This window comes from Sideroxydans sp. (assembly GCF_054604835.1).
This window is the reverse complement of the sequence record NZ_JBTSFG010000010.1, coordinates 31,991-56,930: the sequence shown is the minus strand read 5'-3', so window position 1 is coordinate 56,930 and position 24,940 is coordinate 31,991. Positions and strand designations below refer to the sequence as shown.

23 protein-coding genes are annotated in these 24,940 nt (G+C 50.0%); 16 read left to right on the top strand and 7 right to left on the bottom strand.

The annotated features are described in order from the left end of the window. Positions 1-573 precede the first annotated feature (573 nt). Entirely contained in the window at positions 574-1,605 is a 1,032-nt protein-coding gene (locus ACYCZ5_RS13190) for a hypothetical protein (protein ID WP_461545262.1), read from the top strand. A gap of 329 nt (positions 1,606-1,934) precedes the next feature. On the opposite strand, the gene ACYCZ5_RS13185 is transcribed toward ACYCZ5_RS13190, so the two are convergent. Both ACYCZ5_RS13185 and ACYCZ5_RS13180 read right to left on the bottom strand, forming a co-directional pair. Next, entirely contained in the window at positions 1,935-2,192 is a 258-nt protein-coding gene (locus ACYCZ5_RS13185; protein ID WP_461545261.1) for an ArsR family transcriptional regulator, read from the bottom strand. A 61-nt stretch (positions 2,193-2,253) separates the two neighbouring features. After that, entirely contained in the window at positions 2,254-2,568 is a 315-nt protein-coding gene (locus ACYCZ5_RS13180) for an HU family DNA-binding protein (protein ID WP_461545260.1), read from the bottom strand. 120 nt (positions 2,569-2,688) lie between these two features. Between ACYCZ5_RS13180 and ACYCZ5_RS13175 the strand changes: the two genes are divergently transcribed. The 3 genes from ACYCZ5_RS13175 to ACYCZ5_RS13165 all read left to right on the top strand — a co-directional run bounded on the left by ACYCZ5_RS13175 (position 2,689) and on the right by ACYCZ5_RS13165 (position 4,583). After that, positions 2,689-3,126: a helix-turn-helix domain-containing protein gene (locus ACYCZ5_RS13175; protein ID WP_461545259.1), complete on the top strand. Its 438-nt coding sequence runs from the start codon at positions 2,689-2,691 to the stop codon at positions 3,124-3,126. Between the two features lie 589 nt (positions 3,127-3,715). Further along, positions 3,716-3,886 (top strand): hypothetical protein, encoded by a 171-nt coding sequence (locus ACYCZ5_RS13170; RefSeq protein ID WP_461545258.1) that lies wholly within the window; start codon positions 3,716-3,718, stop codon positions 3,884-3,886. Beyond that, complete coding sequence (locus ACYCZ5_RS13165) at positions 3,873-4,583, top strand: ImmA/IrrE family metallo-endopeptidase (protein ID WP_461545257.1); 711 nt, start codon at positions 3,873-3,875, stop codon at positions 4,581-4,583. The genes ACYCZ5_RS13170 and ACYCZ5_RS13165 overlap by 14 nt, the downstream gene beginning before the upstream one ends. A gap of 687 nt (positions 4,584-5,270) precedes the next feature. Here the strand turns inward: ACYCZ5_RS13165 and ACYCZ5_RS13160 are convergent. Then, on the bottom strand, positions 5,271-6,026 hold the full coding sequence (locus tag ACYCZ5_RS13160; RefSeq protein ID WP_461545256.1) for a hypothetical protein: 756 nt from the start codon (positions 6,024-6,026) through the stop codon (positions 5,271-5,273). A 280-nt stretch (positions 6,027-6,306) separates the two neighbouring features. Between ACYCZ5_RS13160 and ACYCZ5_RS13155 the strand changes: the two genes are divergently transcribed. From ACYCZ5_RS13155 to ACYCZ5_RS13135, 5 genes are all read left to right on the top strand, one after another. After that, positions 6,307-6,996, top strand: coding sequence for a hypothetical protein (locus ACYCZ5_RS13155; RefSeq protein ID WP_461545255.1), 690 nt, complete (start codon positions 6,307-6,309; stop codon positions 6,994-6,996). A 191-nt stretch (positions 6,997-7,187) separates the two neighbouring features. Beyond that, entirely contained in the window at positions 7,188-9,536 is a 2,349-nt protein-coding gene (locus ACYCZ5_RS13150) for an AAA family ATPase (RefSeq protein ID WP_461545254.1), read from the top strand. Continuing rightward, on the top strand, positions 9,533-11,422 hold the full coding sequence (locus ACYCZ5_RS13145) for a UvrD-helicase domain-containing protein (protein WP_461545253.1): 1,890 nt from the start codon (positions 9,533-9,535) through the stop codon (positions 11,420-11,422). The genes ACYCZ5_RS13150 and ACYCZ5_RS13145 overlap by 4 nt, the downstream gene beginning before the upstream one ends. A gap of 188 nt (positions 11,423-11,610) precedes the next feature. Then, entirely contained in the window at positions 11,611-12,480 is an 870-nt protein-coding gene (locus ACYCZ5_RS13140) for a hypothetical protein (RefSeq protein WP_461545252.1), read from the top strand. Continuing rightward, a complete protein-coding gene (locus ACYCZ5_RS13135; protein WP_461545251.1) occupies positions 12,477-15,272 on the top strand; it encodes a DEAD/DEAH box helicase in 2,796 nt (931 codons plus the stop codon). The genes ACYCZ5_RS13140 and ACYCZ5_RS13135 overlap by 4 nt, the downstream gene beginning before the upstream one ends. Positions 15,273-15,327: 55 nt before the next feature. Here ACYCZ5_RS13135 and ACYCZ5_RS13130 read toward each other — a convergent pair whose 3' ends face one another. Beyond that, positions 15,328-16,251 carry a 3'-5' exonuclease gene (locus ACYCZ5_RS13130; RefSeq protein WP_461545250.1) on the bottom strand — a complete coding sequence of 308 codons (924 nt, stop codon included), beginning with the start codon at positions 16,249-16,251 and terminating at the stop codon, positions 15,328-15,330. A 611-nt stretch (positions 16,252-16,862) separates the two neighbouring features. Between ACYCZ5_RS13130 and ACYCZ5_RS13125 the strand changes: the two genes are divergently transcribed. Beyond that, on the top strand, positions 16,863-17,501 hold the full coding sequence (locus ACYCZ5_RS13125; protein ID WP_461545249.1) for a tyrosine-type recombinase/integrase: 639 nt from the start codon (positions 16,863-16,865) through the stop codon (positions 17,499-17,501). Between the two features lie 67 nt (positions 17,502-17,568). Next, positions 17,569-19,023: a DUF2779 domain-containing protein gene (locus tag ACYCZ5_RS13120; protein WP_461545248.1), complete on the top strand. Its 1,455-nt coding sequence runs from the start codon at positions 17,569-17,571 to the stop codon at positions 19,021-19,023. A gap of 72 nt (positions 19,024-19,095) precedes the next feature. On the opposite strand, the gene ACYCZ5_RS13115 is transcribed toward ACYCZ5_RS13120, so the two are convergent. After that, positions 19,096-19,755, bottom strand: a complete 660-nt coding sequence (locus ACYCZ5_RS13115) for a hypothetical protein (protein ID WP_461545247.1) — start codon at positions 19,753-19,755, stop codon at positions 19,096-19,098. 193 nt (positions 19,756-19,948) lie between these two features. Further along, on the bottom strand, positions 19,949-20,128 hold the full coding sequence (locus ACYCZ5_RS13110) for a DUF3606 domain-containing protein (protein ID WP_461545246.1): 180 nt from the start codon (positions 20,126-20,128) through the stop codon (positions 19,949-19,951). A 145-nt stretch (positions 20,129-20,273) separates the two neighbouring features. On the opposite strand from ACYCZ5_RS13110, the gene ACYCZ5_RS13105 reads away from it, so the two are divergent. Genes ACYCZ5_RS13105 through ACYCZ5_RS13095 form a run of 3 tightly spaced genes read left to right on the top strand, consistent with a single transcriptional unit; the run spans position 20,274 to position 22,751 of the window. After that, positions 20,274-21,131, top strand: a complete 858-nt coding sequence (locus ACYCZ5_RS13105; protein ID WP_461545245.1) for a hypothetical protein — start codon at positions 20,274-20,276, stop codon at positions 21,129-21,131. 3 nt (positions 21,132-21,134) lie between these two features. Continuing rightward, on the top strand, positions 21,135-22,109 hold the full coding sequence (locus ACYCZ5_RS13100; RefSeq protein WP_461545244.1) for an alpha/beta hydrolase: 975 nt from the start codon (positions 21,135-21,137) through the stop codon (positions 22,107-22,109). A 12-nt stretch (positions 22,110-22,121) separates the two neighbouring features. Continuing rightward, the gene (locus ACYCZ5_RS13095) at positions 22,122-22,751 is read left to right on the top strand and encodes a hypothetical protein (RefSeq protein ID WP_461545243.1); all 630 of its coding nucleotides are present in this window, start codon (positions 22,122-22,124) and stop codon (positions 22,749-22,751) included. A gap of 86 nt (positions 22,752-22,837) precedes the next feature. Here ACYCZ5_RS13095 and ACYCZ5_RS13090 read toward each other — a convergent pair whose 3' ends face one another. After that, entirely contained in the window at positions 22,838-23,701 is an 864-nt protein-coding gene (locus tag ACYCZ5_RS13090; RefSeq protein WP_461545242.1) for a LuxR family transcriptional regulator, read from the bottom strand. A 20-nt stretch (positions 23,702-23,721) separates the two neighbouring features. Between ACYCZ5_RS13090 and ACYCZ5_RS13085 the strand changes: the two genes are divergently transcribed. Together ACYCZ5_RS13085 and ACYCZ5_RS13080 are read left to right on the top strand one after the other, a co-directional pair. Continuing rightward, entirely contained in the window at positions 23,722-24,108 is a 387-nt protein-coding gene (locus ACYCZ5_RS13085; protein WP_461545241.1) for a DUF4902 domain-containing protein, read from the top strand. A gap of 130 nt (positions 24,109-24,238) precedes the next feature. After that, complete coding sequence (locus ACYCZ5_RS13080) at positions 24,239-24,808, top strand: acyl-homoserine-lactone synthase (protein WP_461545240.1); 570 nt, start codon at positions 24,239-24,241, stop codon at positions 24,806-24,808. Positions 24,809-24,940: the final 132 nt, after the last annotated feature.

Genomic DNA, 24,940 nt, shown 5'->3' with positions numbered 1-24,940 from the left:
GTTAGGAAAATCTATTAGGGAAAACGGTATCTGGCGTTTCGTGTGCGATTCACTCACTACGCCCAGTTTGTTAGTACTCAACGGTATTATTTTGTACGGATAGTCCGTTAGGGTGGCACTGTTTGCTATACAAGCCTAGTCGAGTGGCATCGACCGCAGTAGAGTCGGTATTCAGTCATGGTCTGCCCATCAGGTTCCCATGCATGATTGCAGATGCGCTGTTTGAAAGGGGAAATCTTATCCCCCCACTGATTGTAGTATGGCTTCCCACACCTGCTTTTCATCAACTTATAAAGCTTCTTCGCTTGCTTCATATCGTGAACACTACGTAATTGAGATTCCAAGATTATATTGATACTCCATATCTTGCAGGATTAATCACAGTCCACTCCTCGGCCAAAGCTGACGTTAGCTTGTCCGGCGGTACAAGTCTGCTATATTTCGAACACCTGCCGTTTAGGAATGAACTGCGCTGAACGGAGGCTTCTCAATTCAGCGAGCGCGAGCAATTGACCTATTGCAGACAAATAGACGTACTTAATCCAAGCCTGAAAGTACTAAGAGATAACGCCAATGAACCAAGCATCATCTGAGACGTACGGATTTAACCTGAACAGCCTCGAAGTTGGCGACATTCTCCTCTCATTTGGAGAAGACAAGAAGCCGAAGCAAATTGCAAAGGCAACTGGCGGGCCGTTTTCTCACGCAATGCTCTACGTGGGACATTCGGTTATTCATGCAACAACTGACGGTGTTTACTCAAAAAACCCTCAGAGATTAAAATTTGAGGCGGTAGAACACATTGGCGTTATCCGAGCTAAGCGTAAATTAAATGAACAGGAAAAAGACAGGTTATGCACATATGCCCGTTCTTGGGTTGGTGCGCTGTACTCAGTGCCGGAGGCTGGAGCAACCCTCATGTTCTCTAAAAGCAACAAGTTAGCTACCGTGGCGCATAAGCAATTTTGCTCCCGCTTGGTTGCGCAAGCGTACGCATCCATTGGAATTAGCCTCGTCAGAAATCCAAACTATTGCTCACCCAATGATCTCCTGCGCTCACAAGAAGTTGAAACTATCAAAGATTGCGTAAAGAAATTGAGCTCTGCAGAAATCGAACTTGCCGATAGCCACGACTACAACCTCGAATTACAGAGTGCTACTTTTACCTGGCTTACTAAAGTTCGCGATCTTGCCGTCAGGCGAAATCTCGGCAAGGTCACGACACAAAACGACGTGGGGTTGCTGCTCATTAAGCACCCTGGTTTTGACAAGGTAGTCAGCCGATATATGATTGATAGTGGTTATCTCAACTACATTAGAGTCGATAGAATCAAGAACTCCTACCGCTACAGTCCAGAAGCCTTCTTGTTGTTGTGCGCAAACGAAGCTATCTCCGTGATCAAACTACTAGAGCAGGAGCAAAAATCAATCGACAGTGATTTGAGGCGGAGACAGCAGGATGTTGTCAACGCTCATGCTAATTCCAGCGCACATCAGTTTCAATATTTCGCGCTTGCGGAAAGACTCTCGCGTGACTTGCTAGGGGAGCTAGAGTGTCGGCAGCACACCTTGGATGAAGTAAGAGCACTAATGGTTGGTGCATAGCACCTCAAAGTCAACTAAAGGGAGAATTACATTGGATTTAGAAGAAATTATGACGAACATTAGCCTGCTCCATGTGAGGAAATCCGAGCTTGATATGAGAATTGCAGAGGTTTAAAGAAATATTAGTGCCTGCTCAAACGAAATGGTACTGAGAATTCTAAAAAGGGAGAGTGAAGATTTCCTAAGAGAGAAAAAGGAAGATAATGATGAGATCGAGAATGCGATAGTAATTATTCGACTATGCTGCAGCTGACAGAGATCCTTTTGCAGCAGGTGTGAGCGCTAGAGTGATGAATTGAGAAACCAGCGAATTTGAAATTTGAAAGGGGTTACGACAACTTCAGCTGAACCTTCGCAGACTTCCTGCCAGGAGCCGCCTTAGGAATAAATCCAGTCACCCGGCATTTCATTCCCTCGACCTTCTTTCCATTTTCGAAAGAAGTGGATTGGTAAGCCATGATCTCACGCTTGGCAGCTAACTCAGCTAACTGAACCAGTGTTTTGGGTAGTGAAAGCCCAATAGCTTTTGCGATATCAGAATCTATGCATTCACCGTTAGCTTTGAGGTAGTCGAGAATTTCTTTCATGTGTATATCAACATTGAAACAGCAAGACCGGTGTTGTCACCAGTCTTGCGCATCTCAATTCTTACTTCTTCCCACCGTTAACAGCGGCCTTCAGCGTAGCGCCTGGCTTGAAAGCAGGGGCCTTGGATGCCTTGATTTTCAGCTCTGCGCCAGTCGCTGGATTACGACCAACACGCGCTGCACGCTTGCGGACCTCGAATGTACCGAAACCAACTAGGGCAACGTTGTCGCCTTTTTTCAAAGTGGCCGTGATGATCTCGATCAGTGCAGCTATATTGCGGTCGGCATCTGCCTTGCTGTTGTCAGTCTTTGCAGCCAGTGCGTCAATCAGTTCTTTACGGTTCATGCAATTCTCCTTGGTTAATCGAACTTCCATTGTATCGAGTAGTCAGTGTTGTGCAATAAATCAACTCATCTTTTTGGTTTATTAGAGTACGCTTATAATTGATTTACCAGAGTGTTTAAAACACCAGATTTGTTAATAGGAGGATTTACCATGGCTAACATTGCGTCAGTAATGAAGGAGGAGATTTCACGATTGTCTCGAAAGGAGATCAAAAGTGAGGTTTCAACTTTAAGAAAAGCATCATCACAATACAGATCAGATATTGCAGCCTTGAAGCGCCGCGTAGCTACGCTAGAGCAACAACTGTCTCGCGTACTCAAGTCTTCGACTGTGAAGTCTGATGTCGAAGTGCCTGTAGCAGCTAAGCCCAAACAACGCTTCACAGCGAAGGGATTCAAGTCGCTTAGGAATAGACTGGGGTTGAGTGCTGAATCTGCTAGCGTCCTGATTGGTGTCGCACCCCAAACCATCTACAACTGGGAAGCCGGCAAATCGAGTCCACGCGAATCTCAACTAGAGCGAATCGTTCATCTCAGAGGCATGGGTAAGCGTGATGTGGCAGCTGTCCTAAACCAGCAGGCTAATTAAGCTCGCTACGGTTGGGCAAGAATTCGATTCCTGTCCTGTTAACCAGTTCCTCATAACTGATCGGCTTACCGGGTCTGGCTGTGGCTGTATCAATCTTCTCAAGCTCCAACTTAAATGGGCGGCTTTGGTACTCCAGTCAGCATGCCCCATTTGTTGAGAGACCCACATTTGTTTTTCTCCAGCGGAAAGGAGAGAGCTGGCTAAGGTGTGCAGTGTGTGTTTGATATGGATTTCGATATGGGATGCCAGCGGCTTTTAAAGCAGGAATTCAACCAACCTTCAGAATTTTCCCGTCAGTCTTTCAAGGCAGATTGGTCTGGTCGCAGTGGGGAAGTCAAAATAGATTGAATAAATGATAAGGAAAACTTAGAAATAAGGCCTATATTATGTGTAATTACAGTTATTTCCTGCGAGTGCAAATGATATGCTTAGTTCAGAATTGGGCAGTAATGAAGTAGGTGGGGCTGTTAAATTCTTTACAAAAGCCCCCAGAGATGGATTAGAATCCCGCCGCTTTAAGGCATAACTGGCGAATGAAACGGCTATTGAAGTTGTTTATTCGCCCTTGTTGCTCAAAGAGGAGTCGAAAATGAATAATGTTGCTGAAGCGCTGAATACCAAAGAAATTGGTAATCTGATTGACCTGAAGTTTTCTGTGAACGACAACGGAAAGCCTGAGGCTCAATCGATTCTTGATCAAGCAGAAAAGATTATTGCAGCGTACAAAGAAGGCCTAACACTCCCATATGGCGACCACTGACGATAAGAGCAAAATAACTGTTACTTCCGCGCTTTCATGCGTTGCTTCAAATCAAGAATTTAGGCAGCGCAATTCAAATTACCCATTAAGCAGTCCTGTCCCCATCCGAAGCATAAAGGCAAATAAGCCTGGATGGGCTCAGGGGCTGAATATCCTTGCCACTCTACTGGATGCCGTCCAATCGATAATTTCGAAACCTGTCGAAATAGAGCTATTTGACGACACAACCGCTCCGAATATTGATGGCATGTGCTCCGAGTTTGAAGACAAAGCTATTGTCTTTGTTAATAAAAAACATAATTACTGCTGGGCGAGATTTTTTGTTGCCAAAGAGTTGGCTCATCTATTGATGAACCACAAATTGGACATGCTCAGAACAGTTGATGCTGAAATCATAGTCAATACAATTACTGGGCTACTGAATCCGCATGACTTACGGGATGATTCAATTTATCTCCAGAGCGAATTTGAAGCGTATATGGGGGCAGTTGAAATGTTGCTTTCTAAGGATTCTCTGGATAAATTTTCAGGGGTAGCCAATCCTGATGAGCACATTTCTCAAGCAATGAAAATTCCCAAGAGGATTGTTGCAATGAGAATAACGGATAAAGTCTCCGCAATGCACGATCAAATATACGCACATCCATTGTTTGATGTTGCTATTGTGCGTGAAAGAGTGAATAGGGCAGGTCGATAATTTTCGCCATTTCTCTAGCCCAATAACGCAGTCGGTTGCCACAACATGAGGCGCACGTTTTATGTGAGGTGTTAGATGTCTGCGTCGAGTTTATTCTGGACGGTACTGGAGTCGGCTGCCGTCCTAGCGGATCATCGGCCTTATGTGGCGCTCCACATAAGGCCGATTATGTAGACTGCTTGATTATGTGGACTTGATGCTCTGCGCCCACCCTGAGGCCATGGCTGGTGCAGAGGACGTTAATGTAACGGTCTACATAATCCGCAATCCACCAAGGTTAGAGAGTTGCAGCCGAGGCGTCACTCAGATGATCGCCATTGCGGCACTGCCAGCCCCTGTGCGGTCTCACATTAAATCAACGACCGATTTTGCTTTGACAGGCAGTTGTCTAGTTCCAGAAATTATGTCGAGCTTACCGTTACATCAATCGTCGTAGAGCCACGCTACGCATGGCGTTTAAAACATTCCACCTCCGATAGTCCACATAATCGAGCGGTCTACATAATCGGCCTAAGCAGACGAATAGGCATATGAACTACATTGTCCGCAAGCGGCCAGAAACGGTCTTAATGAAAGGGCATTTTTCAATTCACTAGAACGGGAACCCTCACAACCAAGCGACTTGTTTGTGTGCTGAGACAACCGTAGTACACAAACTGGCCGTGGCAGTGAGGGGGGCGGATAAAGCTACATAATCTTCCCGCGATCACCGAATCCTCGCGGACGAACCTTGATGTCAGCGAGTAGTTTCAGCAACGGCTTGCGGCAGTTAAATTGATTCGTGGCGTTTTGAAGCCAGGCACCTTTCGCACGCTCAAGCCAACTAGTCGCGAATGCATCACCTGCAGCAAACCCGGAATTAGAAGCTTCTACCCAATTACCAATCGGATTGACTGCAGCATGGATAGATAATTCACCAAATCCGGCATCGCTGACATACCCAAGTGCCGGCAACCCATTCGGCAGTGAAAATTCAAATATCCGCCCCTCTCTCCGGCGCTGAGCGTCTTCCTGGGGTGCCCAGTTGTAATTGTCTGGATGGAGGGTGAACAGTTTCTGGCGAAGCCCTTCATTGATAGCGCACACCATCAAATTGCGCCACGCACGTTCCCGCTCAGTTCGATACTCAATATCATAAGCAGAAAACGGTATGGTTGAGATGATTTCTGGGACAGTCTTGTCCATCCACTCAAAGCTGAACTCCGGATCAGCCGGGTAACCAAACTCCTGTAATCGTTTGTCAAAATCTTCATCAATCAGCAAGTCATAATCGGGCGAATCGTCCTGCCTGGACAAGTCGGCGAGAAGTGAGGCATGAGATTTCCGACCTAGTGCGGCCGCGATTGCCTCGGTTAAATGGGATGAACGAACATCCGGATATTCAGTACGCAGGGATTTCTTGAGTGATGCCAGTGCGGATACGTCCAATGGAATTGATGCCATGATAAATCCTCCAATCAAATTGGTTGATGTCCACCGATTACGCATCAACCCGGATTGAAGGTCGTGCAAGAACTGCTGGAAATGTCTGTTTTAACCCGGCGGCAGGTTTGGCTCAGACGGCCTGTGAGTAGGCTATCAAGCTACATGAGGGAAATCAAGGAAAAATGAACGCGTCGGATATTTGAAAACTGTATTATTGGATTGAGGGAGCGCACCAATGAAATGTGAGCATTGCAATCAGAAGTTAATCAAGATCGACCGCCGACAGGAAATGGCAGAGATGGACGACGATGCAACGGATGGCCAAATGGCCGACTATCTCGCTGCTGATCTCTCAGGTGATAACGGCGCATGGAATATTGGAATTGTCGAGTATCAATGTCTGGGCTGTATGAAGACTATTGAAGTAATCAGTGACGAGTTGAAAGACTACCGCGCGCTCGTTATCAGGTGGCATCAAAAAGCTGAAGAAGGCGATTACTTCTCTCGATTTGTTTTTGAGTACCTGGCATTCATTGCTCACATAAGAAACAATATCTTTATTGGCGCAACAACCGACAGAAGAGCGATCCAACTTGTAAAACAAAATGCGAAACTCGAAAAGGCTTATTTGCAGGCCATAATGAGTGAAAAGCCTTTGCGTAAACAATGGCAGTCCGTGATTGAAGAATTGGCGCGCCATCCGCTCTATAACACATCCAAGGACTTGGATTTTCCGGAACTAGATGTGTGGTGGAATAGCGTGGGAAACAACGTCGATAAAGAAAACAAATCCAAGAAAGGTATCGTGAACTCCCTCACCGACTGGGGGAACATGGTCGAATTCTGGTACAGCGTAAGAAATAATCTGTTTCATGGCACCAAGGACCCGAATATCAAGAGGGACTGTTTCCTCGTTGAGCATGCATATCGAACTCTGGCAATATTCATGAACAATGAAATTGAAGCCCTCCCAGATGAAAACTATTAACTTTGAACGGCAGTGCGGTCTTAGCAATTCGTGGCAACTGGCAATAAGCTCTAGTGAAGAACCAAACCGAAGCGCACTCATAGGTTGATGGGTCACGAAGCTTGGAGTTCCGTCATCCTCGCATCAGTATTACAAAGACCAGTCAAAGCGGATTTCAGCGCGCTTAGAAGCAGGGAACAAAGGGAAAAAGCATGCATATTCAACACGTGGAAATCGGGAACTTCCGAAAACTCCAAGCCGTCAGGGTAGATTTCGCCGAGGAAACAACGGTGTTCGTTGGTGCAAATAACAGCGGAAAGACCTCAGCCATGGTCGCACTTCGTCACTTCCTCGTTGATCGAACGAACTTCTCGATCCATGACTTCACGTTGGCCCATTGGGGTAAGCTCGACGCGATTGCAATCGCCTGGGAGAATTCCGTCCCCGAAGAGCAAGAAGAGACATTTGACTGGGGTACGGTTCTTCCGCATTTGGATGTTTGGATGAACGTGCCAAAGGAGGATCTCCACTTCGTTCAGAAGATCCTTCCTACCCTCGATTGGGCTGGCGCTCATATTGGCGTGCGCCTGCGCTATGAACCCAAGGATGTCCAAGCGCTAAAGCTGGAATATCTTACAGCTAAATTAAACGCAGCTGCGGTCATGAGCACAGCACAGCCTACAAAAGGTGGTGCAGTGGGGGTCGCGGTGCCGCTCGTGGAAGGTTTTGCCCTGTGGCCGAGGTCGATGATGGACTTCCTGTCTCTCAGATTGCGTTCGTCTTTTGAGGTCCGAGCATATCTCCTTGATCCTGAAAATATTGTCATGCCAAAGAACGGTATTGCCTCTCCGCAGGCTCTTCCCCCAGGAAGCGAGCCGATCGACGGTGACCCGTTCAAGAAAATTATTCGAATCGATGAGATCAGTGCACAGCGCGGGTTCGGCTTCGCTAACGCTTCGCCACGTGGTGATGGTCCGAACGAGGAAGAGAGAACGAGAGGTGGAAAAAAGCTTTCTAACCAGCTTCGGAACTATTACACCCAACACCTAGACCCATTTGATAAACCCGAGCCGAAGGATATAGAGGCACTGCAGGCTTTGCATGGGGCGCAGGCTGCATTTAGCAAGCGTCTTGAAACTTGCTTCTCAACTGCGTTGAAGGAGCTTGAGGAGATCGGGTACCCCGGGGTCACCGATCCAAAGCTCACAATCACTACAAGCATTAAGCCTGTCGATGGATTAAACCATGCTTCCGCAGTTCAGTATGAGGTGCCAACGTATCTCACAACAGGTGGTGGCTTTACACACCACCTTCCCGAGGACTCAAACGGTTTGGGATATCAGAATCTGGTGTCGATTGTCTTCGCGCTGATGAGTTTCCGCGACAAGTGGATGAAAGTCGGTAAGGCCTCAAAATCAACTGACGAAGACGAAGCTCTTATTCCTCCCCTCCATCTTGTACTCATTGAGGAGCCCGAGGCGCATCTTCACGCGCAGGTTCAACAGGTCTTCATCAAGCAAGCTTATGACGTTTTGCGCAAGCACGACAAACTGATGAGCTCAAAGAATCTTCGCACTCAGCTTATCGTCAGCACGCATTCAAGCCACCTCGCGCATGAAGCCGATTTCGCTTCCCTGCGATACTTTCGGCGGTTGCCTGTCAACGCGGTGGATGGGGCGGTACCGATCTCGTGCGTCATCAACCTATCTGAGACCTTCGGAAATGAGGATGAGACAGGCCGTTTCGTGAAGCGTTACCTCAAGGCAACGCACTGCGATTTGTTCTTTGCTGATGGAGCTGTTTTGGTCGAAGGCCCGGCCGAACGCATTCTTGTTCCGCACTTCGTGCGCAACCGCGAGCAGTTCAAATATCTACGGCGTTGCTATGTCACTTGGCTTGAGATCGGGGGAAGTCATGCACATCGACTGAAATCCCTGATAAATCACCTTGGATTGAACACATTGATTATCACCGACATTGATGCGAAAGATGCGGATGGAAAGGCGGTTCCGCCAATGCGCGGCGCAAGCCTGAAGGCTCGAAATGAAACCCTCAAGACATGGATTCCAAAGGACGAGTCGCTTGATTCGTTGCTCGACAAGAAGCCCGAGCAGATTGTGATTTCTGATCCTAGTGGCTACGCCATTCGCGTCGCCTACCAGCAGCCGATCAAGGCTAAGTTCAAATCCAATAAGCACGAAGAGGCTCTCGCCAATACGTTTGAGGACGCGCTAGTCTATGAAAACATAGATATGTTCAAGGCGATGAATGGAACTGGGCTAATGGGTCGAATCCGGAAGTCTCTGGATAGTGCCACTGATCTTGGCGATCTTGCCACGCGACTATCTGCAGACTTGGCTAAGGGGGGCAAGGCTGAATTCGCGATGGAGCTTCTTTACAGCGACGAGATCAACACAACGAAGCCTCCGGCTTACATTGAAGAGGGGTTGCTGTGGCTCGCAAAACAGCTTGAGCGCAAGGAGGACGGGATCGCCGGGAAAGTGCCGGTTTCAGTGACAGCTCTAACAAGCGATGCAAAGGACAAAGGGGCACCTGAATGAGTGCTTCTGCTGAAATCGCGGTTATGGTCATAGCGGATGATCACGTCGATGATCACGTCGATGACGAGATTGCGGCCTGCCTGAATCTTGATTCTCCGAAGAGCTTTTTCCTCTTCGCTGGAGCAGGTTCTGGAAAGACACGCTCACTCGTTACTGCCCTCCAGCATGTGCAAAAGAACTTGGGCGAACGACTTAGAGTCAAGGGGCAGCGCGTGGGGGTTGTCACTTTTACGAACGCTGCTAGTGGCGAAATCAAAAGGCGACTTCTATTTGATCCCCTAATCGATGTTCGCACGATTCATAGCTTCGCGTGGTCACTTATCGAAGGGCTTAATCATGACATTCGAGAATGGTTACGCGTAGAGTTGGCAAACGACATCGTCCAGCTAGAAGCGGATGAGGCCAAAGGTCGAAAAGGCACCAAAGCATCGGCAACTCGCCTGAGCAAAATTGGGTCGAAGTCGAAACGACTTCAGAACCTGCCTAATATCAAGTCGTTTACTTACAGCCCGACCAGCGACAACCGTGGGCGTGACGCATTGAATCATTCCGAGGTTCTGCAACTCACAGCACATTTCCTCAACACCAAGCCAACGATGCAAAGTATTCTTGCTGGTCGATATCCCATCCTTCTCATCGACGAAAGCCAAGATACAAATAAGCATCTGATCGACGCTCTTTTCACAGTTCAGGCCGCTCTCAAAGGAAAATTCCTGCTTGGACTTCTCGGCGACATGATGCAGCGCATCTATAGCGACGGAAAGGACGGGCTCGGCGAGAATCTGCCGGAGGATTGGGCGACACCTGGCAAGAAGCTCAACTACCGCTGTCCAAAGCGAATCATCACGCTGATCAACAAGGTTCGTAGCACAACGGACAAGCAGCATCAGGAGCCGCGTGCAGCGGCAGTCAACGGTGTAGTCCGTCTATTCCTCTTGCCGAGCGATATGGAAGGGAAACCTGTCGCAGAGAGCGCTATTGCTGCCCACATGTCGACGGTAACTGGCGACAACAAATGGCGTGAGCCGAAGACGATCAAGACCCTAACCCTAGAGCATCGAATGGCAGCTGCGCGCATGGGATTCCTCGACGCTTTCTCACCGCTATACGACATAGACAGCTGGAGAACCAGCTTTCTAGAAGGGACTCTGCCCGTATCGCGATTCTTCTCAGATCAGGTTCTTCCGCTCGTAAACGCAAAGCGTCGAAATGATCGATTCGCGGTTGCACGCATTGCCAAGTCCTACTCTCCGCTTCTCACTCAAGTTGCGTTACGTGAAACAAAGGATACACAGAAGCATTTGCAACAGGTGAACGCAGCAATAGACTCGCTCCTAGCGCTGTGGCAAGGTGGGGACGAGCCGACTTTGCTGCAAATTCTGCGACGTGTCGCAGAGCTCAGGCTGTTGGAGATTCCAGACTCTTTGCTGGCCAATGCCTCCGGGGCGATAGAAAAGGCTTCGTTCAATGCTTCAGAGGAAGACGATCAAGAGGATCGTCAGACCCAACGGGCTCTCGCTATAGAAGCGTTCCTCAATGTTTCCTTTTCACAGATTGAGCCGATGGCTGAGTATCTTTCGGGGAATGCCCACTTCGACACTCATCAGGGCGTCAAGGGTCTCGAGTTTGATCGGGTCATGGTCATCATGGATGACAAAGAGGCAAGAGGCTTTCTATTCAAGTACGAAGACCTGTTCGGCGGCAAGGCCGCAGGTGACAAGACCGTTGAAAACACCAAGCGTCTCTTCTATGTGACAGCAAGCCGTGCCAAGGAGAGTCTCGCACTCGTTGCATACTCATCTTCGCCCGAGCGAATCCAAGATTTTGTGCTCAGGGAAGGGTGGTTTAGCGCCGACGAAATCGTGTTTGGCGTACCCACGCAATAGGCATTTGGTTCGAGCTTAGTTGTTTGGTTCGCTCAATCAATGTGATCAGAGCGTACGATGCATTTGTAGATGCCAGTCAAACTATGTTTTTCGGAACCTCAGAATAGAGATGAGCGACAAGTCTGCCTGGGAAAAATCAGCTGAGGAACAGGGCACGACCGATTCGGAAAGTGCGAAAGCTGTACAAAATGAAGTTCGATTTTGCCGAATCCGCGACATATACGTTTCTAGCCTGTAATATCTCCGCACAAAAAATATGGGGGGCAGGCGACTTTCACGCGCTGCTTAGATACATGGTTTCATTTTCAAGTACGCAAACACCCGTCGTGGGCATAGGAGAAATCCATTGCTACGTTGGAGCACCGGATTGCGCTGCCTTTTATGCGTGGATTCTTCAAACCCTTGAAGCGCTCATGCATCCAGGGTTTGGGCCCCCATCACCTCCTCTAACGAAAATCACTACAGGCCAGATGGGCAACCTTGGTGAAGCTATTACCTTTCTTATTGGTCATACTGAACGATTCGCTAGCGGCCCCTTCATTGCAAAGTTGGGCAGCGCTCTCACTCCTTTCAATCCATCCGCAGTGACGGGTGTGGACATCATCTTTATCTATCTTGACCCGAACGGGATTGTGGCGAATGACCGACTTTTTATCCAAGAGATTAAGACAACGGGCGCGGCAGAACTGGGATACTCGACGGCTCTCATCGACGACTATCAAAAGCTCCTAGATACGACCAAACCCACGTTGTCTCTCATGTCGCGTGTTAGCTCTCTCAAGTGTTCTCTGATGTGGGAGCATCGCCTATCGCAGTCGCAAGTACAACGCGTGGAAGACCTTGCTCAGCCTAGTCCATCAGATTGCACTCGTATTCGACTTTTACCGACACTAGTTCACGATAGAAATAGCAATCCAGTTGCTGCGCTCAGCCACGTAATGACTGAGATTCAGAATCAAGGGTGGCCTCAAGGCTGCATTGAAGCTTGGAGCATCTCAATCGCGCAGTTGAATCAAGCGCTCCTTCACATGGCTAACCGGATTCCATTCACACCATGAGTCTCGTACCTAGTAATGTTAATTTCTTGGCAAGTGCCGCTTCTTCTGCTGCAAAGGCGCGAAGAGCTATGCCAGCGGAATCTACAACGGACTCCCTAGATGTGGCTGTCGCTTTGAAGTGCATCGGAAGCTACCAACTTCAAAGCACTCCAGAAGAGCTGAGGCAACTCGATGATGAGGATAATGCGGCTCCTCTCATAGCTGCGGCCAGAACATTACAGTCATGCGCCGAACATCTAGCGACTATGGACTCCGCAGATTTTGAAAGTATCGATGAATTGATGCTTTCTGCGAGCATTGCACATGCGATGTACGGAAATTTTCCGAGTGCCAAGGCAGCGTTAGGAAGAGTTTCGCCTGAATACGTGCTTGCGACTCCAATGCGCTTCATTGCCTCCGTGGTGTGCGATCCGACAGGTCAATTGGCAATCCAAGAGCAAGATCCGATTCTCGGTATCGAAGGATTTCGATGGAATTGGTTCCACTCGCTTCGAGATATGACTAGCGAGCAGCGGAACGCTATGCTAAAAGGGGCGGAGCAAGTTCTTAGAGACCTCGCTGTAAATAGAAGCAGTTCGTCGGACCAAGCACTTGGTTTGAGCATCAACGTCGCAATGAGACAAGCTCACCGGCTATCAACGGCATCGTTGTACGAAATGGCTCCGGAGATACCTTTCTGGTTCGTCGAGAGATCCATAGGGGCTGGCATTGCAACGCTTCTCCCTCCTCAACACGACTTGCTAACTCGTCGCCGAGTCGCTGAGGCAAGTGGGAATTGTCTGCTAACACTCCCCACCAGCACTGGAAAAACATTCATTGCAGAGGCTTGCATGGCCTCTGCATCTGCGACCAGTGGACTAAGCATATATATAGCGCCTTATGTTGCGATTGGAGAACAAGTTCGGGCCTCGTTGGAGGCCAAAGTTAGCGGTCATATTTCCATGGTGTCGATGTTTGGAGGCTTCAAATACGAGTCACTACAGGGAACTGGTGGACGCGCACTGATGGTGATGACACCGGAGAGATTTGATGCATGGTTGCGAGGAGGAGAACATCTCGAGGATCTTCGTCTCGTAGTATTTGACGAGGTGCACATCGTTGAAAACGGCTCCCGAGGGGCGCGGGTTGAAGGATTAATTTCTCGCCTTAGATTACTGCAGCAGCGGCTGCCGCAATTGCGCATTCTGGGGCTCTCAGCAGTACTTGCTGAGCCAGAGCGTTTATGTCAGTGGATGGGAGTCACGCACGACAATATTCACAGACTGTCATGGCGGCCTACCGCAAGACGAATTGCAGTTTGCCGTGCTGACGGAAACATGCACTGGGTGCATGGGAATGACTCGCTTCGCCCGTCAGGTTCTCTCCCAAACACCCCGATTTCAGGTGCGGTACGAGTCGGCTTGCCCGAAAACGTAGTGCCGGCGCGAAATCCTGTGACCTATGAGGCGAAAGCTTCACGCAATGTCGCCGCAGTAGCAATAGATTTGCTTCAACGACTTGGGTGGCCTGCTCTTGTGGTTTCCCCTCGGAGAGCGGATACAAGATTGCTAGCGACAGCGCTCGCAAATCAATTGCCACTGACTAGCCATGAAGAAACCAAGCAGCTTGCAGACTCTATAGTCGCAAGATACGGCTGGCTGTCTTCCTTGGCAGCCTGTCTGCACCATGGGGTTGCCTATCACAATGCATCTCTGCCATATGATGTCCGGCGCGAAATTGAGCAGGCCACAAGAGCTAGAAAGTTAGATATCGTTTGCTCGACGACAACACTCGCCGAAGGAGCAGATCTTCCTTTTCGATGGACATTGGTATCTCATTGGCTGGGGAGCGATGGTCAGCCCTTAAAATCGATGACGTTTCGAAACATCGCGGGGCGAAACGGTCGCGCTGGAGCTTTCACAGAAGGCGACACAATTCTTTTTGAAAATACAGGTGGCTCTCCCGAAGCTTTCCGTGGCGTCGTAATGAGGGAGCAATTGTATTCAGTGATGTTCAGCTCGGCTCCCATTGAATCAACAGCGGGCGACAAATACCCAAACCTGCGGGAGGAAGAACAAGCATCGATTCGATCTGTGTTTTCCTCTCAATTACTCGCATCGATACAAGAAAATGAGGGGGCTGACAATATCGCTGGTTTACTAAGCAGCGCTACCTATGCTGTTCGAGACCGTTCTCGGGGCAGTATCGAGGCGCTACTTAATGAGTCACTAGCAGGGCTGTTGGATGGCAGCAGAACTGGTGGGGCGCTCGCAGTCATGAACAGTCCCGTGCGTCTTACCCAAGTTGGTAATGCCGCCAATCTCTCTGGGTTTTCGCCAAATTCTGCTCGCAAGATTTTGGAATACCTTGCGGACACCTCGGTGCGGCCTCTGGCAATCGAGTTGATGGTACAGATGCTACGTGCTTTCAGTCACTTGGACGAACAGCAGAACTACTTGTGGAGAAAGGTGGTGAGCGAACCGGGACAGCGACATCCTCTCAAGCCAGATGATATGCAGACGGTGCTAACTAAACTAGCTCAGAGTCAGGACATGCGAAGTGTCTTCGAGCAACTACCTGCGCGCGCAAGGTCGAAGGCAGGTGCAGACAACGTCGATAAGCAATTCGACCAGTTCGTCACGCTCATCGATAGTCTTGTCTTTAATTTCTTGCCCTGGCTGTTAAGAGGATTGGCAAGCTTCTCTCCTTTCGGAAGCGATGCTGGGCGGGCGGTTGACTGGGCTCAACTCGCAAGCGAGGTCGAGAATTCGTTTGGCCCGCAAGCACAGGAAGATGAACCCAACAACGATTAATCGATCATCTTAGTGCGTCCGCCGTCCCTTTCTGCTGTTGAGACGTAACAAGCGCCTATATCTCTCTTACAGTTCGATTCCCTGTTCTGCTTGAGAATCTGCTCTTACAATTTTGAACTTCAATCTCAATCTTTGCGGGCCGATTCTTGTATACGTTGCTTTTTAACCAACCCATTTCTTCCTTAAGCGTGTCATCCCCAAATACAGTTAAATGCCAACATTTCTTATCCCCATCCCACCGATAAGCACGAGCCTTAAGTGTGTCTTTTGTTTCAAAAGGCGAACCAGTTGCATAGACCGTATAGGATTTCTGGCTTAGCGCATTTAATATGGGTTTCAAAACCAAATCACCAGATTTTGGAAGTCGTTGCTGCAGAATTTCCAGCAGTGCGAAACAATCCACGTCAGCACGATGTGCATCGTAGAAAAACCCGTATTTATATGCGATGTATTCCAGCTTGGCAGAACTAATTCCTTGCTCGCTCCAATCGACCTGCGATAAAGAACACCCCCAAGGCAGCGATTCAAATATGGGCAAACGCTTTTCAAGAAATACTCGGTCGAACTTTGAATTGTGCGCAATAACCAGGCTAACGCCTTCGAGGAGCCGCTCTACGCTGGACTCGTCAATTCGTTTTCCCTTCACCATTTCATCGGTGATGCCATGCACGGCGGTTGCCTCATGGGGAATTGGAAATCCCGGATCTTCCAGTTGATCAAATGACTCAAGAATACCGTAGACTATTCCCGTATCAGGATCAAACTCGAATAGAACCATTCCAAGTTCGATAATGGCATCCTTGTCAGGGCTAATTCCGGTGGTTTCGGTATCAATAACGACCCCTTTTGATAACTCGCGTCCATAGCTCTCTGCGAAGGATGTTCGAGGGGTAATTCTTCGAATGATCTTGAAGTCAGGATGAGAGTCCAGCAACTGAGCTGCTTCAGTGATGGCTGAATCAATGTGAGTTGTCATCATGATATTGTTGAACAAATTAAGGAGAGTGATCTAACTATATCACCCTATCAATTTTAAAAAATTCTCCAATGACATGTTGTAACACTGGAAACATTCATCCTTGTGACTACAGTCGTTTGCACAACCTAACTTTTCAATCGAAAAAGGATATGCCACCGGCTTCGCCAATCTCACGCCGCTCATGTCAATTGCTGAGCTTCATTATTCTTAAAGCACGAATGACAGCTTAGGAGGGTCAGTCGCGATTCCAAAAAACTTCCGTTCGGAATGTTTTCTACCCTCATGACCGGTGACAATTCCTCAACGGCCCTCGATCCATAAGGTTGGCACCGGCGGCTTTGGCCGAGTGAGAGACGCAGAGGGCAATCTGTTTGAAACAAACCTCGATGTGAATTGACTCCCTATAAAAATATTTAAGTGACAGTGACCGACATCTGCATGAACACCCAATGCAGCCTTTCCCGTCTGTTACGGACGCGCTAGCCCATCGCTTCAATAGAATTAAGTTTCGCTTTGGAAATCTGATCACCTAGGTAAATTGTGTGAACAGCTGACGACGGGAGGGGTTGGAAACTTTCCGTAAAAAGCCCCTTATACGGAGAGTTCACACAATGGCACCACGCAGTAACGCGGTCTTGCAGTTCCCCATCAAGGCTGCGCCAAACATCGAAAATCGGAAAGTTCCGCTCCGCCTGAAGAACACCGAATACCGCAGCCGCGAGTATCTGACCGAAGATGAGGTCGATGAGTTGATCCGTGCAGCCGGGAAAGTCGGACGGCATGGCCATCGCGATGCCACGCTCATCATGCTGTCCTATCGTCATGGCCTGCGCGTCACCGAGTTGGTCAGCCTGCGCTGGGAGCAGGTCGATCTCAAGCAAGGACTGATGCACATCAATCGTCTGAAGCAGGGCACTCCCAGCGTCCATCCTTTACGCGGTCCGGAATTGCGTGCGCTGCGCCGGCTACAGCGTGACTATCCGAACCTGCCCTATGTGTTCATCAGCGAACGCAAGGCACCGCTTACCGATGATGCAGTCCGCAAGATCATCAGCCGGGCAGGGAGGGAGGCCAGGTTCCCCTTCACGATCCATCCGCACATGCTGCGTCACGCCTGCGGCTACAAGCTGGCCCAGGCCGGACAGGATACGCGTGCCATCCAGCATTACTTGGGGCACAAGAACATCCAGCACACCGTCCGTTACACCCAGCTGTCCGCAGACCGGTTCAAGGGATTCTGGAATGACTGAGCGCAATGATTTGGCATGCACTGCGTCTGTAATGGATTCCACACAAGCCAACACATACAATCGGCGTATGACCACCTTCGTCACTAAATCACGTCTCATGTCGGGGCTGCGCTGTCCCAAGCGTCTCTGGTTGCAAACAAACCAGCCGGAGTTGGCTGAGCCCTCCGCGACCTCACAGCTGACTATCGATTACGGCATCGAGGTCGGCCGGATGGCCAGGCTCAACTATCCGCAGGGCAGGTTGGTCGGACATGTCGAACAACCTGAACGGGCGGTGGCCGAGACGATGGCGCTGCTGGGCCACCAGCCAGCTACACCGTTGTTCGAGGCTGCATTCGTCCATGCTGGAACGCTGGTGCGCGCCGACATTCTCGTCCTGGACGGGGATGCGTGGCGCATGGTGGAGGTCAAGTCCTCGGGGAGCGTCAAAGACCATCATCTACTCGATTGTGCGATCCAGCTGTGGGTTGTGGAGGGGGCAGGTGTGCCGATCTCGACGGTCGGCATCGCCCACGTCGACACCAGTTTTGTCTATGCCGGTGATGGGGACTACGCAGGGCTGCTTGTCGAGGAGGATGTCACTGAACAGGTGAGGGCGTTGCTGGAAGAAGTGCCGGGCTGGCTGGCGAACTTTCGGCACACGCTGGCCGATGGCGAGCCTGATATTCGAATCGGTGGCCAGTGCAAGCCAGACTGTCAGTTCATGTCTTACTGTGAGAGGGCGTTGCCAGAGTTCCCTGTTTCCATACTGCCCAATGGTCGCAAGCTCATCACTGATCTGCAGGATGCAGGCATAGCGGATGTTCGGGACATCCCTGATGGCGTCCTCAAGAATGCGCGGCACATCACGGTGTGGCAGGCGACACGCGCCAACGAGCCATTCATCTCAGATGAGCTGGCTGTGGAGTTGGGAAAGTTGCCATTTCCTCGGTTCTATCTGGATTTCGAGACCATCAACTTCGTGGTTCCGCGCTGGGCGGGTACCCGGCCGCACCAGCAACTGCCTTTCCAGTGGTCGTGCCATATCGAGCGCGAGGAAGGAGGACTGGCGCATCGGGAGTTCCTGGATACCACTGGTGAGGCACCGATGCGGCGCTTTGCTGAGAGTCTGATTGCAGCTGTCGAAGCAGACGGGCCGATCATCGTCTATGGCAGCTTCGAAAGTACCATCATCAAGGGATTGATAGGAATCTGCCCAGACCTCGAACAGCCGCTCACGGAGATTCTGGATCGGCTGGTGAACCTGCTGCCTTGGCTGCAGAACCACTATTACCATCCGGATATGAAAGGCTCTTGGTCGATCAAGGCCGTGCTGCCAACGATTGCACCACACCTCGACTACACACAACTGGAAGATGTGCAGAACGGGACGCTGGCCCAGTTGGCCTACTTGGACATCATCGATCCATCCACGGAATCAGATGAGCGTGAGCGGAAAATCCGGAACCTGCTGAAGTACTGCGAGCTGGATACGCAGGCGATGGTGGAGGTGGTGCGGTATTTCCAAACTACTCAAATATGAGTGTATCTAACTTGTAATACCCAATTATTACTACGTCTACATTGTAGCCAATCGGCTGCAAAGACTAATTAGTCAGTTAGGTGGGCTAAATTGAGGTGCCCGATTGATGCTCAAACAAGCAAGATAGAATTCGTGCGCATTAAGAAAGTCTGACGAGAGCGGCTCGCCACCATGTTGCGCGTGAGAAATCCGCATCGCACCTTTTGTCGTGATGCCATCATCCAGCATCATGTCCAGCTGTTTCGCCAGGCGACCCGGGATGTTATCGGAGCAGATGATGAATTCGCCGCCCATGCCGCGGACGGGCGCGTTTCGGATGTCGCTTGCATTCACTCCCTCCTTGGACAAATTGATAAGCGCATAGCCGCTCACGCGATTTTTCGAGGCGCTATGCATTGATTCCGCTACCGGTATCTTTTGCAAGATATAAAACGGTTCGTTTAGGGAAGTATTAAGCAGATCAGCAATGCGTAGATTGTCTTGGGTGACGCCTGTACTCTCGTTGTATTGCGTTCTGCGCTTGTTGCCATGACTGGTGCCGCCTGAAGTAACGGAACGAAACTGTCCCTCATAGAGTGCCTGCTCTATCGACCTGAATTTATGAGAAAGGTCACTGCAGTGTGAGCTTTCTAGCATCTCGCGTCCCTTGACGGTTAGTGTGATGAACATGGAGAAGATCGCCATGACGATGGCGGCTTGTATCAATGTGGAGCCGGATTGTTCAAGTTGCATGAAGTTGTTTATCCTTGGCCGATTAAGGGTGTTGCATACGGATACTAGCAGTATCCATCCTAAAAGTAGGGGTTAATGTATCCGGACTGAAAAAATAATCCGCTGGATTTGTGCTAACAGGGTAGCGACATATCGACAGCCAGCAGTCATCCCCTTAGGAATAGGCCTCCTTGCATCCAGCGTTTGCGTGACGCTACCTGACGCCCAGATAAATTTTTACCTTCATCACCATCGGCCCGACTGATTTAACGGCCTGTTTTAGCTGCGCTTCCGACACACCCATCCACTTTGTCCAGTATCGCAATTCCCACGGTTCATTTACGTTGATACGTTTCGGATCCTGCGGTTGGCGGATGTTCAGATTGTCTGGCATGGCTATTCTCATAGTGTGCGGGAAACGAGATGGATTCTGCGCACTCCGATATTCCCAAGACAACCTGTGAACTTTGATAGGACAAACGTTTTGCGGAAGGCGATAGGATTTTATCCATGCGCAAACAGGGGCGGGAGAGATACTCATGGATCAGGTGATCGCAAGCTCGGTAGTTGCCGCAAATTCCTCGGTGCAATCAAATCTAATCGACAGGACGGGAGAAGCTGTGAACCTGTTCTCCAGCGAGATATTGGGTTACGCGATCATTCTGGCGGCGATAGGTACGATAACCATGGCTCTCATCGAGCTATACAAAAGCATGATGAATTCCAGACTGCACTTCCACAAAAATCGCGTTCGCGCGTGGCTGAACGCTGACCGTGATCCAGACGCCTATTCAGAGATGATGTCGATTGCCACAGGCAACCCAATCAAGGATGACTTCCTGAAGAACCACTCCGTCAGAATCACTAACAAAGCGATGGGCGAAGTACATTTCAACGATGTGATATTCGACCAGCCGACAGAGAAAATGATGGGGCAATTCCAGTCGGCGGCCAACATCGTCATGGATTTTCCCGCGAGGTATCCGGCGTTGTATGCATTCCTGACGGGCAGCGTATCCGCCAACAGGCTGCATGAGGATGCAAGACAGTGGGTGGACTACTGTGCGATGGCATCAAACGGGATGGAGTATGAGAGCTATGGAGAGAATAAGTTGGGGCGCGAGGCATCGCAATCTCGCGCAAGGCTGGCAAACCTGGTCGCCAGGAAACTGGATGGATTTCAGAACGAAACGCAATATCTGTGGGCTGAATATAACCAGCGTGCCGCCGTCGTTCTCGGCTCGATAATCATGTACTACGTCTTGAAGAGTAGTGACGCAGGAAGTCATCTTGGACCATTTGAGATCGCGATTTTGTCTGTGATTGGCGGAATGGTCTCGCCCTTTGCAAAGGATGTCGTGTCGGCACTGTCTGGCTTGAGCGCCAAGAGAAAGTAGGCGATGCCAGACGCAGACTGGACGGTCACCTCTCTGTCTTTCAGGCAAAAGACTAAAGGGGGAGAGGTCAAGCAGCTCGATCCGGCAGAGCGGCAGAAACTGTTCGAGAGTTTGAGGCGGGAATTGAGTGCCAAACCGCTGCCGGTACTCCTGCTGCTGGTACACGGATACAACAACGACGAAGCTGACGCGATAAAAGCTTACGAGAACGGCTTTCGCGACTGCCAGCGCAGGATTGCGCAGGAGCGGGGCAATCAGCCGATACTCGACAACAGAGTGGTCGGAGAGGTGTTTTGGCCGGGTGACGCGAACTGGGGATTGTTTTCCTTCTTGTTCTATATGGGCAGCATAGAGCACGCCCTCCAGTCTTCTAAAGAATTGGCGAACGTGATTGTTCAGCTCTGTCGTGAGATCCCGCAATTGAAGATAGAGATCGTCGCCCACTCCATGGGGTGCAGATTGACTCTGGAGCTACTCAGTCAAATGTTCTGGCTGTATGACCGGATCAATTGCGTGGTGCTTATGGCGGCAGCAGTGCCAACATTTAAGTTGGAAAACTCGAATCGAGGGAACTTGCGTTCCGTGATCGAGAATGTGCCGGTCAAAAGTCTGTACTCTAATTCCGACATAGTACTGTCGACGGCATTCCCGCTTGGACAAACATTTGCGCCGGGAGATGAAGGGATATTGCCGGTAGCACTCGGGCATAACATTTGGGTGGATGGGAATGCATACATCGAACAGAAGCCGGTGGATGGCGCAGGTCACTCTGACTACTGGGGGTGGAAACCCAAAACCTTGCACATAGGAATGGAAGCGAACAAGTTGGTGCGAAGCATGCTGGGTCAATATGAAAACTGCCCGAGAACGATTGGCGACAGGGGCACGTTAGTCAGAAAGAATTGTGAAGACATTTCAGAAGCTGAGAGTTTGCGGAATCCAACCAGAATCATCGGCGATAAATTGATAATTCAATAGTAGGGTGCGATTATGAAAAAAATATTCCCTGCATTGATGTTGTGTATGGCAATACAGAGTGCTCATGCGGCGGGGTGTGGCGAGTTGGAGTGGAAGGCAAAAGATCTGAGCACTGGACAGACTTTCCAAACTGAGAAGCCGGGATATTTTGATGTCGGTTTAGGTTATGCAAGCATCGGCAATGTTGCAGGGGGGCTCGCTGCTTCAGGGATCCTCGCAACAATCAAGGTTTATCCATGCGGGAAATGGTATGCGGTGCGAAAAGGGTCGACACCTAAAGAGGCGGCAGAGAAGGTCGTCCAAGCGGCTTCCAATCCGTCTGATGCAGAAAAAAGGGCCGCGGCCGAAGCAGAGCTGAGGGGACTCTTCGAAGATCAGGATATATATCCACTGGTCGGTGAGGAATGGAAGCATCGCTTTTCCATATTCTATGGAAGATCGATGGGAAACTTCGATCCGGCGAGCATAGACGGAGAGGTGAATGCGATCGGTATTGGATTCGATATTGCGCCTGAATTTGCTGTAGTTGCAGGACGAGCAATGTTCCGTTCAAAAGGGGCTGCGGGCGACTCGGGACGTTGGTTGATTGGTGTGCAGATGAACTTCAGTGCTTTCTCAGCATTCCGGGACTTGGGGAAATAAGGCGCTGAGACTTTCTTGCGAGTGGATGGCATGAAGATGAACGGATTGAACCTCACCGTAGTAGGTGAGGCATCTTGCCTGCCAGGCTAGATTAATCTCAAAACGACTGCTTTTATGGAAGCAGCGGTCTTATTGGATGCGCCTAACTTGCTGACCGCATTGTTGATGTGAAAATTCACGGTGCTGTCGGAGATGTTCATGATGTCTCCAGTCTCGCTAGATGTCTTGCCTTCTGCAGTCCAGCGCATCACCTCACATTCTCGTGCGGTCAGCGTTACGCTTGATTCAGGCATCAGCTTGTCGAGCAACAGGCGGGAAAGCCCCTCATGAGCTAATTGTGCAACCCAAGACATCTTCAAGTTGTTCTCTGATAGCTCCGAGGGTGAGAGATTGTCGTGGGAGCGAGCTAACGTGAGCAGACTACCGACGCCGCGCGCATCATGGCAAGACTGAGCCCATCCGACTCTAAGTCCATGAGACCTGGCCTCTTCCCAGAATTCGCGGCAGGTTGCGAACAGGCCGTCTGACCAGACCAGCGGCAGAACCGATTTCATTCCGTGCGCAACAGTCGGATCAATTAATAGATAGTTGTTCCGAACATAGCTGTCTTGCCAACTAGTGGGGTAATTGTTCAGCAGGACTACTTTGGGTGATGAGACAGGTAAGGGGGCGCGTAATCCATATGCGCAGTTCTCGAAGCCCAATTGGGCGACACAGTTAGAGAGTGCGTCGAAAAGCGCGCCTTCTGAATTGGCGTTCAGCAATGACTGCAACTGTTCTTCTTGCCACGAGTCCATGGTATGCCTGTCAATAGATCCAGATTGCGCTGGAAGACTACCTGATAATTCTCCCAATATCGAAACATGGACAGAATGAGTAACATGATCCAGTCGAATAATACCACTATCAAATGCGTGACAATTTACACACTGCTCGGTCGGATGCGTCACTTCAGGAAATACCTGCAGGCATGCTGAAGGTATCTGCGGATGGTTATATCCGTCTTACCTATGCCGAGTTGCAAATGATCAGGCTAAAGCACCTGATGTCCGGGCTAGACGATAACGATGTGGCGGGCAAGATCGCCAACGCAACTAGAGCGTCTATCACTGGGTATACGGAATGGCTGAGCTCAGGCACGCCGCAGATAAGCATTGGCTGGGATTGGGAGATGGAATTCTCCCAAGGAGCCGTGCGCCTGCGCAGGCAAGGTTCGCCGCGCAGCAATATCATGCTGCAAGACGGGGACAAGAATGACCTCGGACCCGAAAAATCTTTGCTGCTGCAAGAATTGCTCATTGACGGAATGGATTGGCAATCCATCGTGATGGAGCAGATTAAGCTGCGATACCGGTAAGTTGTAAAGCCTGTTTTGCATCAAAGTCAAACGCATTCTGCCGGCTCAACCTAGCAACTTTGATAGTTACCTCGTGCTGACCTATCTCATTTAATCCACACCACTGAAAAACAACAGTAGGGGAGTGGACATGAGAGTAATTTCGGGGATGCCGAATGAACTATCCGGGGAGCTGTTCTCAAAGATTTCAAGCTATCGTCACAAGGTATTCATTGAAATGCTTGGTTGGGAATTGCAAACCAAGCAAGGTATCGAAGTCGACCAATTTGACCGGCCGGATACGGTGTACGTCGTTTCACAGGATGATGACGGAACCGTTAATGGTTGCGCGAGATTGTTGCCGACGGATCGCCCATATCTGCTTGGTGAGGTGTTTCCGCAGTTGCTCAATGGGCAGACCCCACCATCCAGCCCGGAAATATGGGAGCTATCCCGTTTTGCGGCTGTTGATTTTTCCAATCAAATGTCTTCCGCCATGGGGCAGTTCTCATCCGAGATCGCGGTGGAGCTTCTTCGCCGTTCGATTGCTTGTGCTGCAGAACATGGTGCTAAAGGCCTGATTACTGTATCGCCGCTTGGTGTAGAGCGCTTACTGAGGCGTGCCGGTTTCCGCTCGCATCGCGCAGGGCCGCCGATGATCATCGATGGGCATCCAATCGTTGCATGCTGGATCGATGTATTGGCGAATATTGAAGGCTAGGGGGCATGGTAGCGAAGTGAAAAACTTCGCGATGCTGGTGACTGGAGTTGGGCGGAGTAAAGGCAAGCAGCCGAGTAAATCTACCTACAGATCCTGCTGATCAGTATTTTGACCATACCGCTCAGGCATGCG

What these genes read in the sequence shown, in the direction of transcription:
- ACYCZ5_RS13085 (WP_461545241.1), top strand. Translation starts at nt 23,722, where the DNA reads ATGCTGAAGGTATCTGCGGATGGTTATATCCGTCTTACCTATGCCGAG.
- ACYCZ5_RS13175 (WP_461545259.1), top strand. Translation starts at nt 2,689, where the DNA reads ATGGCTAACATTGCGTCAGTAATGAAGGAGGAGATTTCACGATTGTCT.
- ACYCZ5_RS13130 (WP_461545250.1), bottom strand. Translation starts at nt 16,251, where the DNA reads ATGATGACAACTCACATTGATTCAGCCATCACTGAAGCAGCTCAGTTG.
- ACYCZ5_RS13135 (WP_461545251.1), top strand. Translation starts at nt 12,477, where the DNA reads ATGAGTCTCGTACCTAGTAATGTTAATTTCTTGGCAAGTGCCGCTTCT.
- ACYCZ5_RS13160 (WP_461545256.1), bottom strand. Translation starts at nt 6,026, where the DNA reads ATGGCATCAATTCCATTGGACGTATCCGCACTGGCATCACTCAAGAAA.
- ACYCZ5_RS13105 (WP_461545245.1), top strand. Translation starts at nt 20,274, where the DNA reads ATGGATCAGGTGATCGCAAGCTCGGTAGTTGCCGCAAATTCCTCGGTG.
- ACYCZ5_RS13110 (WP_461545246.1), bottom strand. Translation starts at nt 20,128, where the DNA reads ATGCCAGACAATCTGAACATCCGCCAACCGCAGGATCCGAAACGTATC.
- ACYCZ5_RS13155 (WP_461545255.1), top strand. Translation starts at nt 6,307, where the DNA reads ATGGACGACGATGCAACGGATGGCCAAATGGCCGACTATCTCGCTGCT.
- ACYCZ5_RS13100 (WP_461545244.1), top strand. Translation starts at nt 21,135, where the DNA reads ATGCCAGACGCAGACTGGACGGTCACCTCTCTGTCTTTCAGGCAAAAG.
- ACYCZ5_RS13185 (WP_461545261.1), bottom strand. Translation starts at nt 2,192, where the DNA reads ATGAAAGAAATTCTCGACTACCTCAAAGCTAACGGTGAATGCATAGAT.
- ACYCZ5_RS13145 (WP_461545253.1), top strand. Translation starts at nt 9,533, where the DNA reads ATGAGTGCTTCTGCTGAAATCGCGGTTATGGTCATAGCGGATGATCAC.
- ACYCZ5_RS13190 (WP_461545262.1), top strand. Translation starts at nt 574, where the DNA reads ATGAACCAAGCATCATCTGAGACGTACGGATTTAACCTGAACAGCCTC.
- ACYCZ5_RS13120 (WP_461545248.1), top strand. Translation starts at nt 17,569, where the DNA reads ATGACCACCTTCGTCACTAAATCACGTCTCATGTCGGGGCTGCGCTGT.
- ACYCZ5_RS13140 (WP_461545252.1), top strand. Translation starts at nt 11,611, where the DNA reads ATGAAGTTCGATTTTGCCGAATCCGCGACATATACGTTTCTAGCCTGT.
- ACYCZ5_RS13125 (WP_461545249.1), top strand. Translation starts at nt 16,863, where the DNA reads ATGGCACCACGCAGTAACGCGGTCTTGCAGTTCCCCATCAAGGCTGCG.
- ACYCZ5_RS13170 (WP_461545258.1), top strand. Translation starts at nt 3,716, where the DNA reads ATGAATAATGTTGCTGAAGCGCTGAATACCAAAGAAATTGGTAATCTG.
- ACYCZ5_RS13095 (WP_461545243.1), top strand. Translation starts at nt 22,122, where the DNA reads ATGAAAAAAATATTCCCTGCATTGATGTTGTGTATGGCAATACAGAGT.
- ACYCZ5_RS13165 (WP_461545257.1), top strand. Translation starts at nt 3,873, where the DNA reads ATGGCGACCACTGACGATAAGAGCAAAATAACTGTTACTTCCGCGCTT.
- ACYCZ5_RS13150 (WP_461545254.1), top strand. Translation starts at nt 7,188, where the DNA reads ATGCATATTCAACACGTGGAAATCGGGAACTTCCGAAAACTCCAAGCC.
- ACYCZ5_RS13115 (WP_461545247.1), bottom strand. Translation starts at nt 19,755, where the DNA reads ATGCAACTTGAACAATCCGGCTCCACATTGATACAAGCCGCCATCGTC.
- ACYCZ5_RS13180 (WP_461545260.1), bottom strand. Translation starts at nt 2,568, where the DNA reads ATGGAAGTTCGATTAACCAAGGAGAATTGCATGAACCGTAAAGAACTG.
- ACYCZ5_RS13080 (WP_461545240.1), top strand. Translation starts at nt 24,239, where the DNA reads ATGAGAGTAATTTCGGGGATGCCGAATGAACTATCCGGGGAGCTGTTC.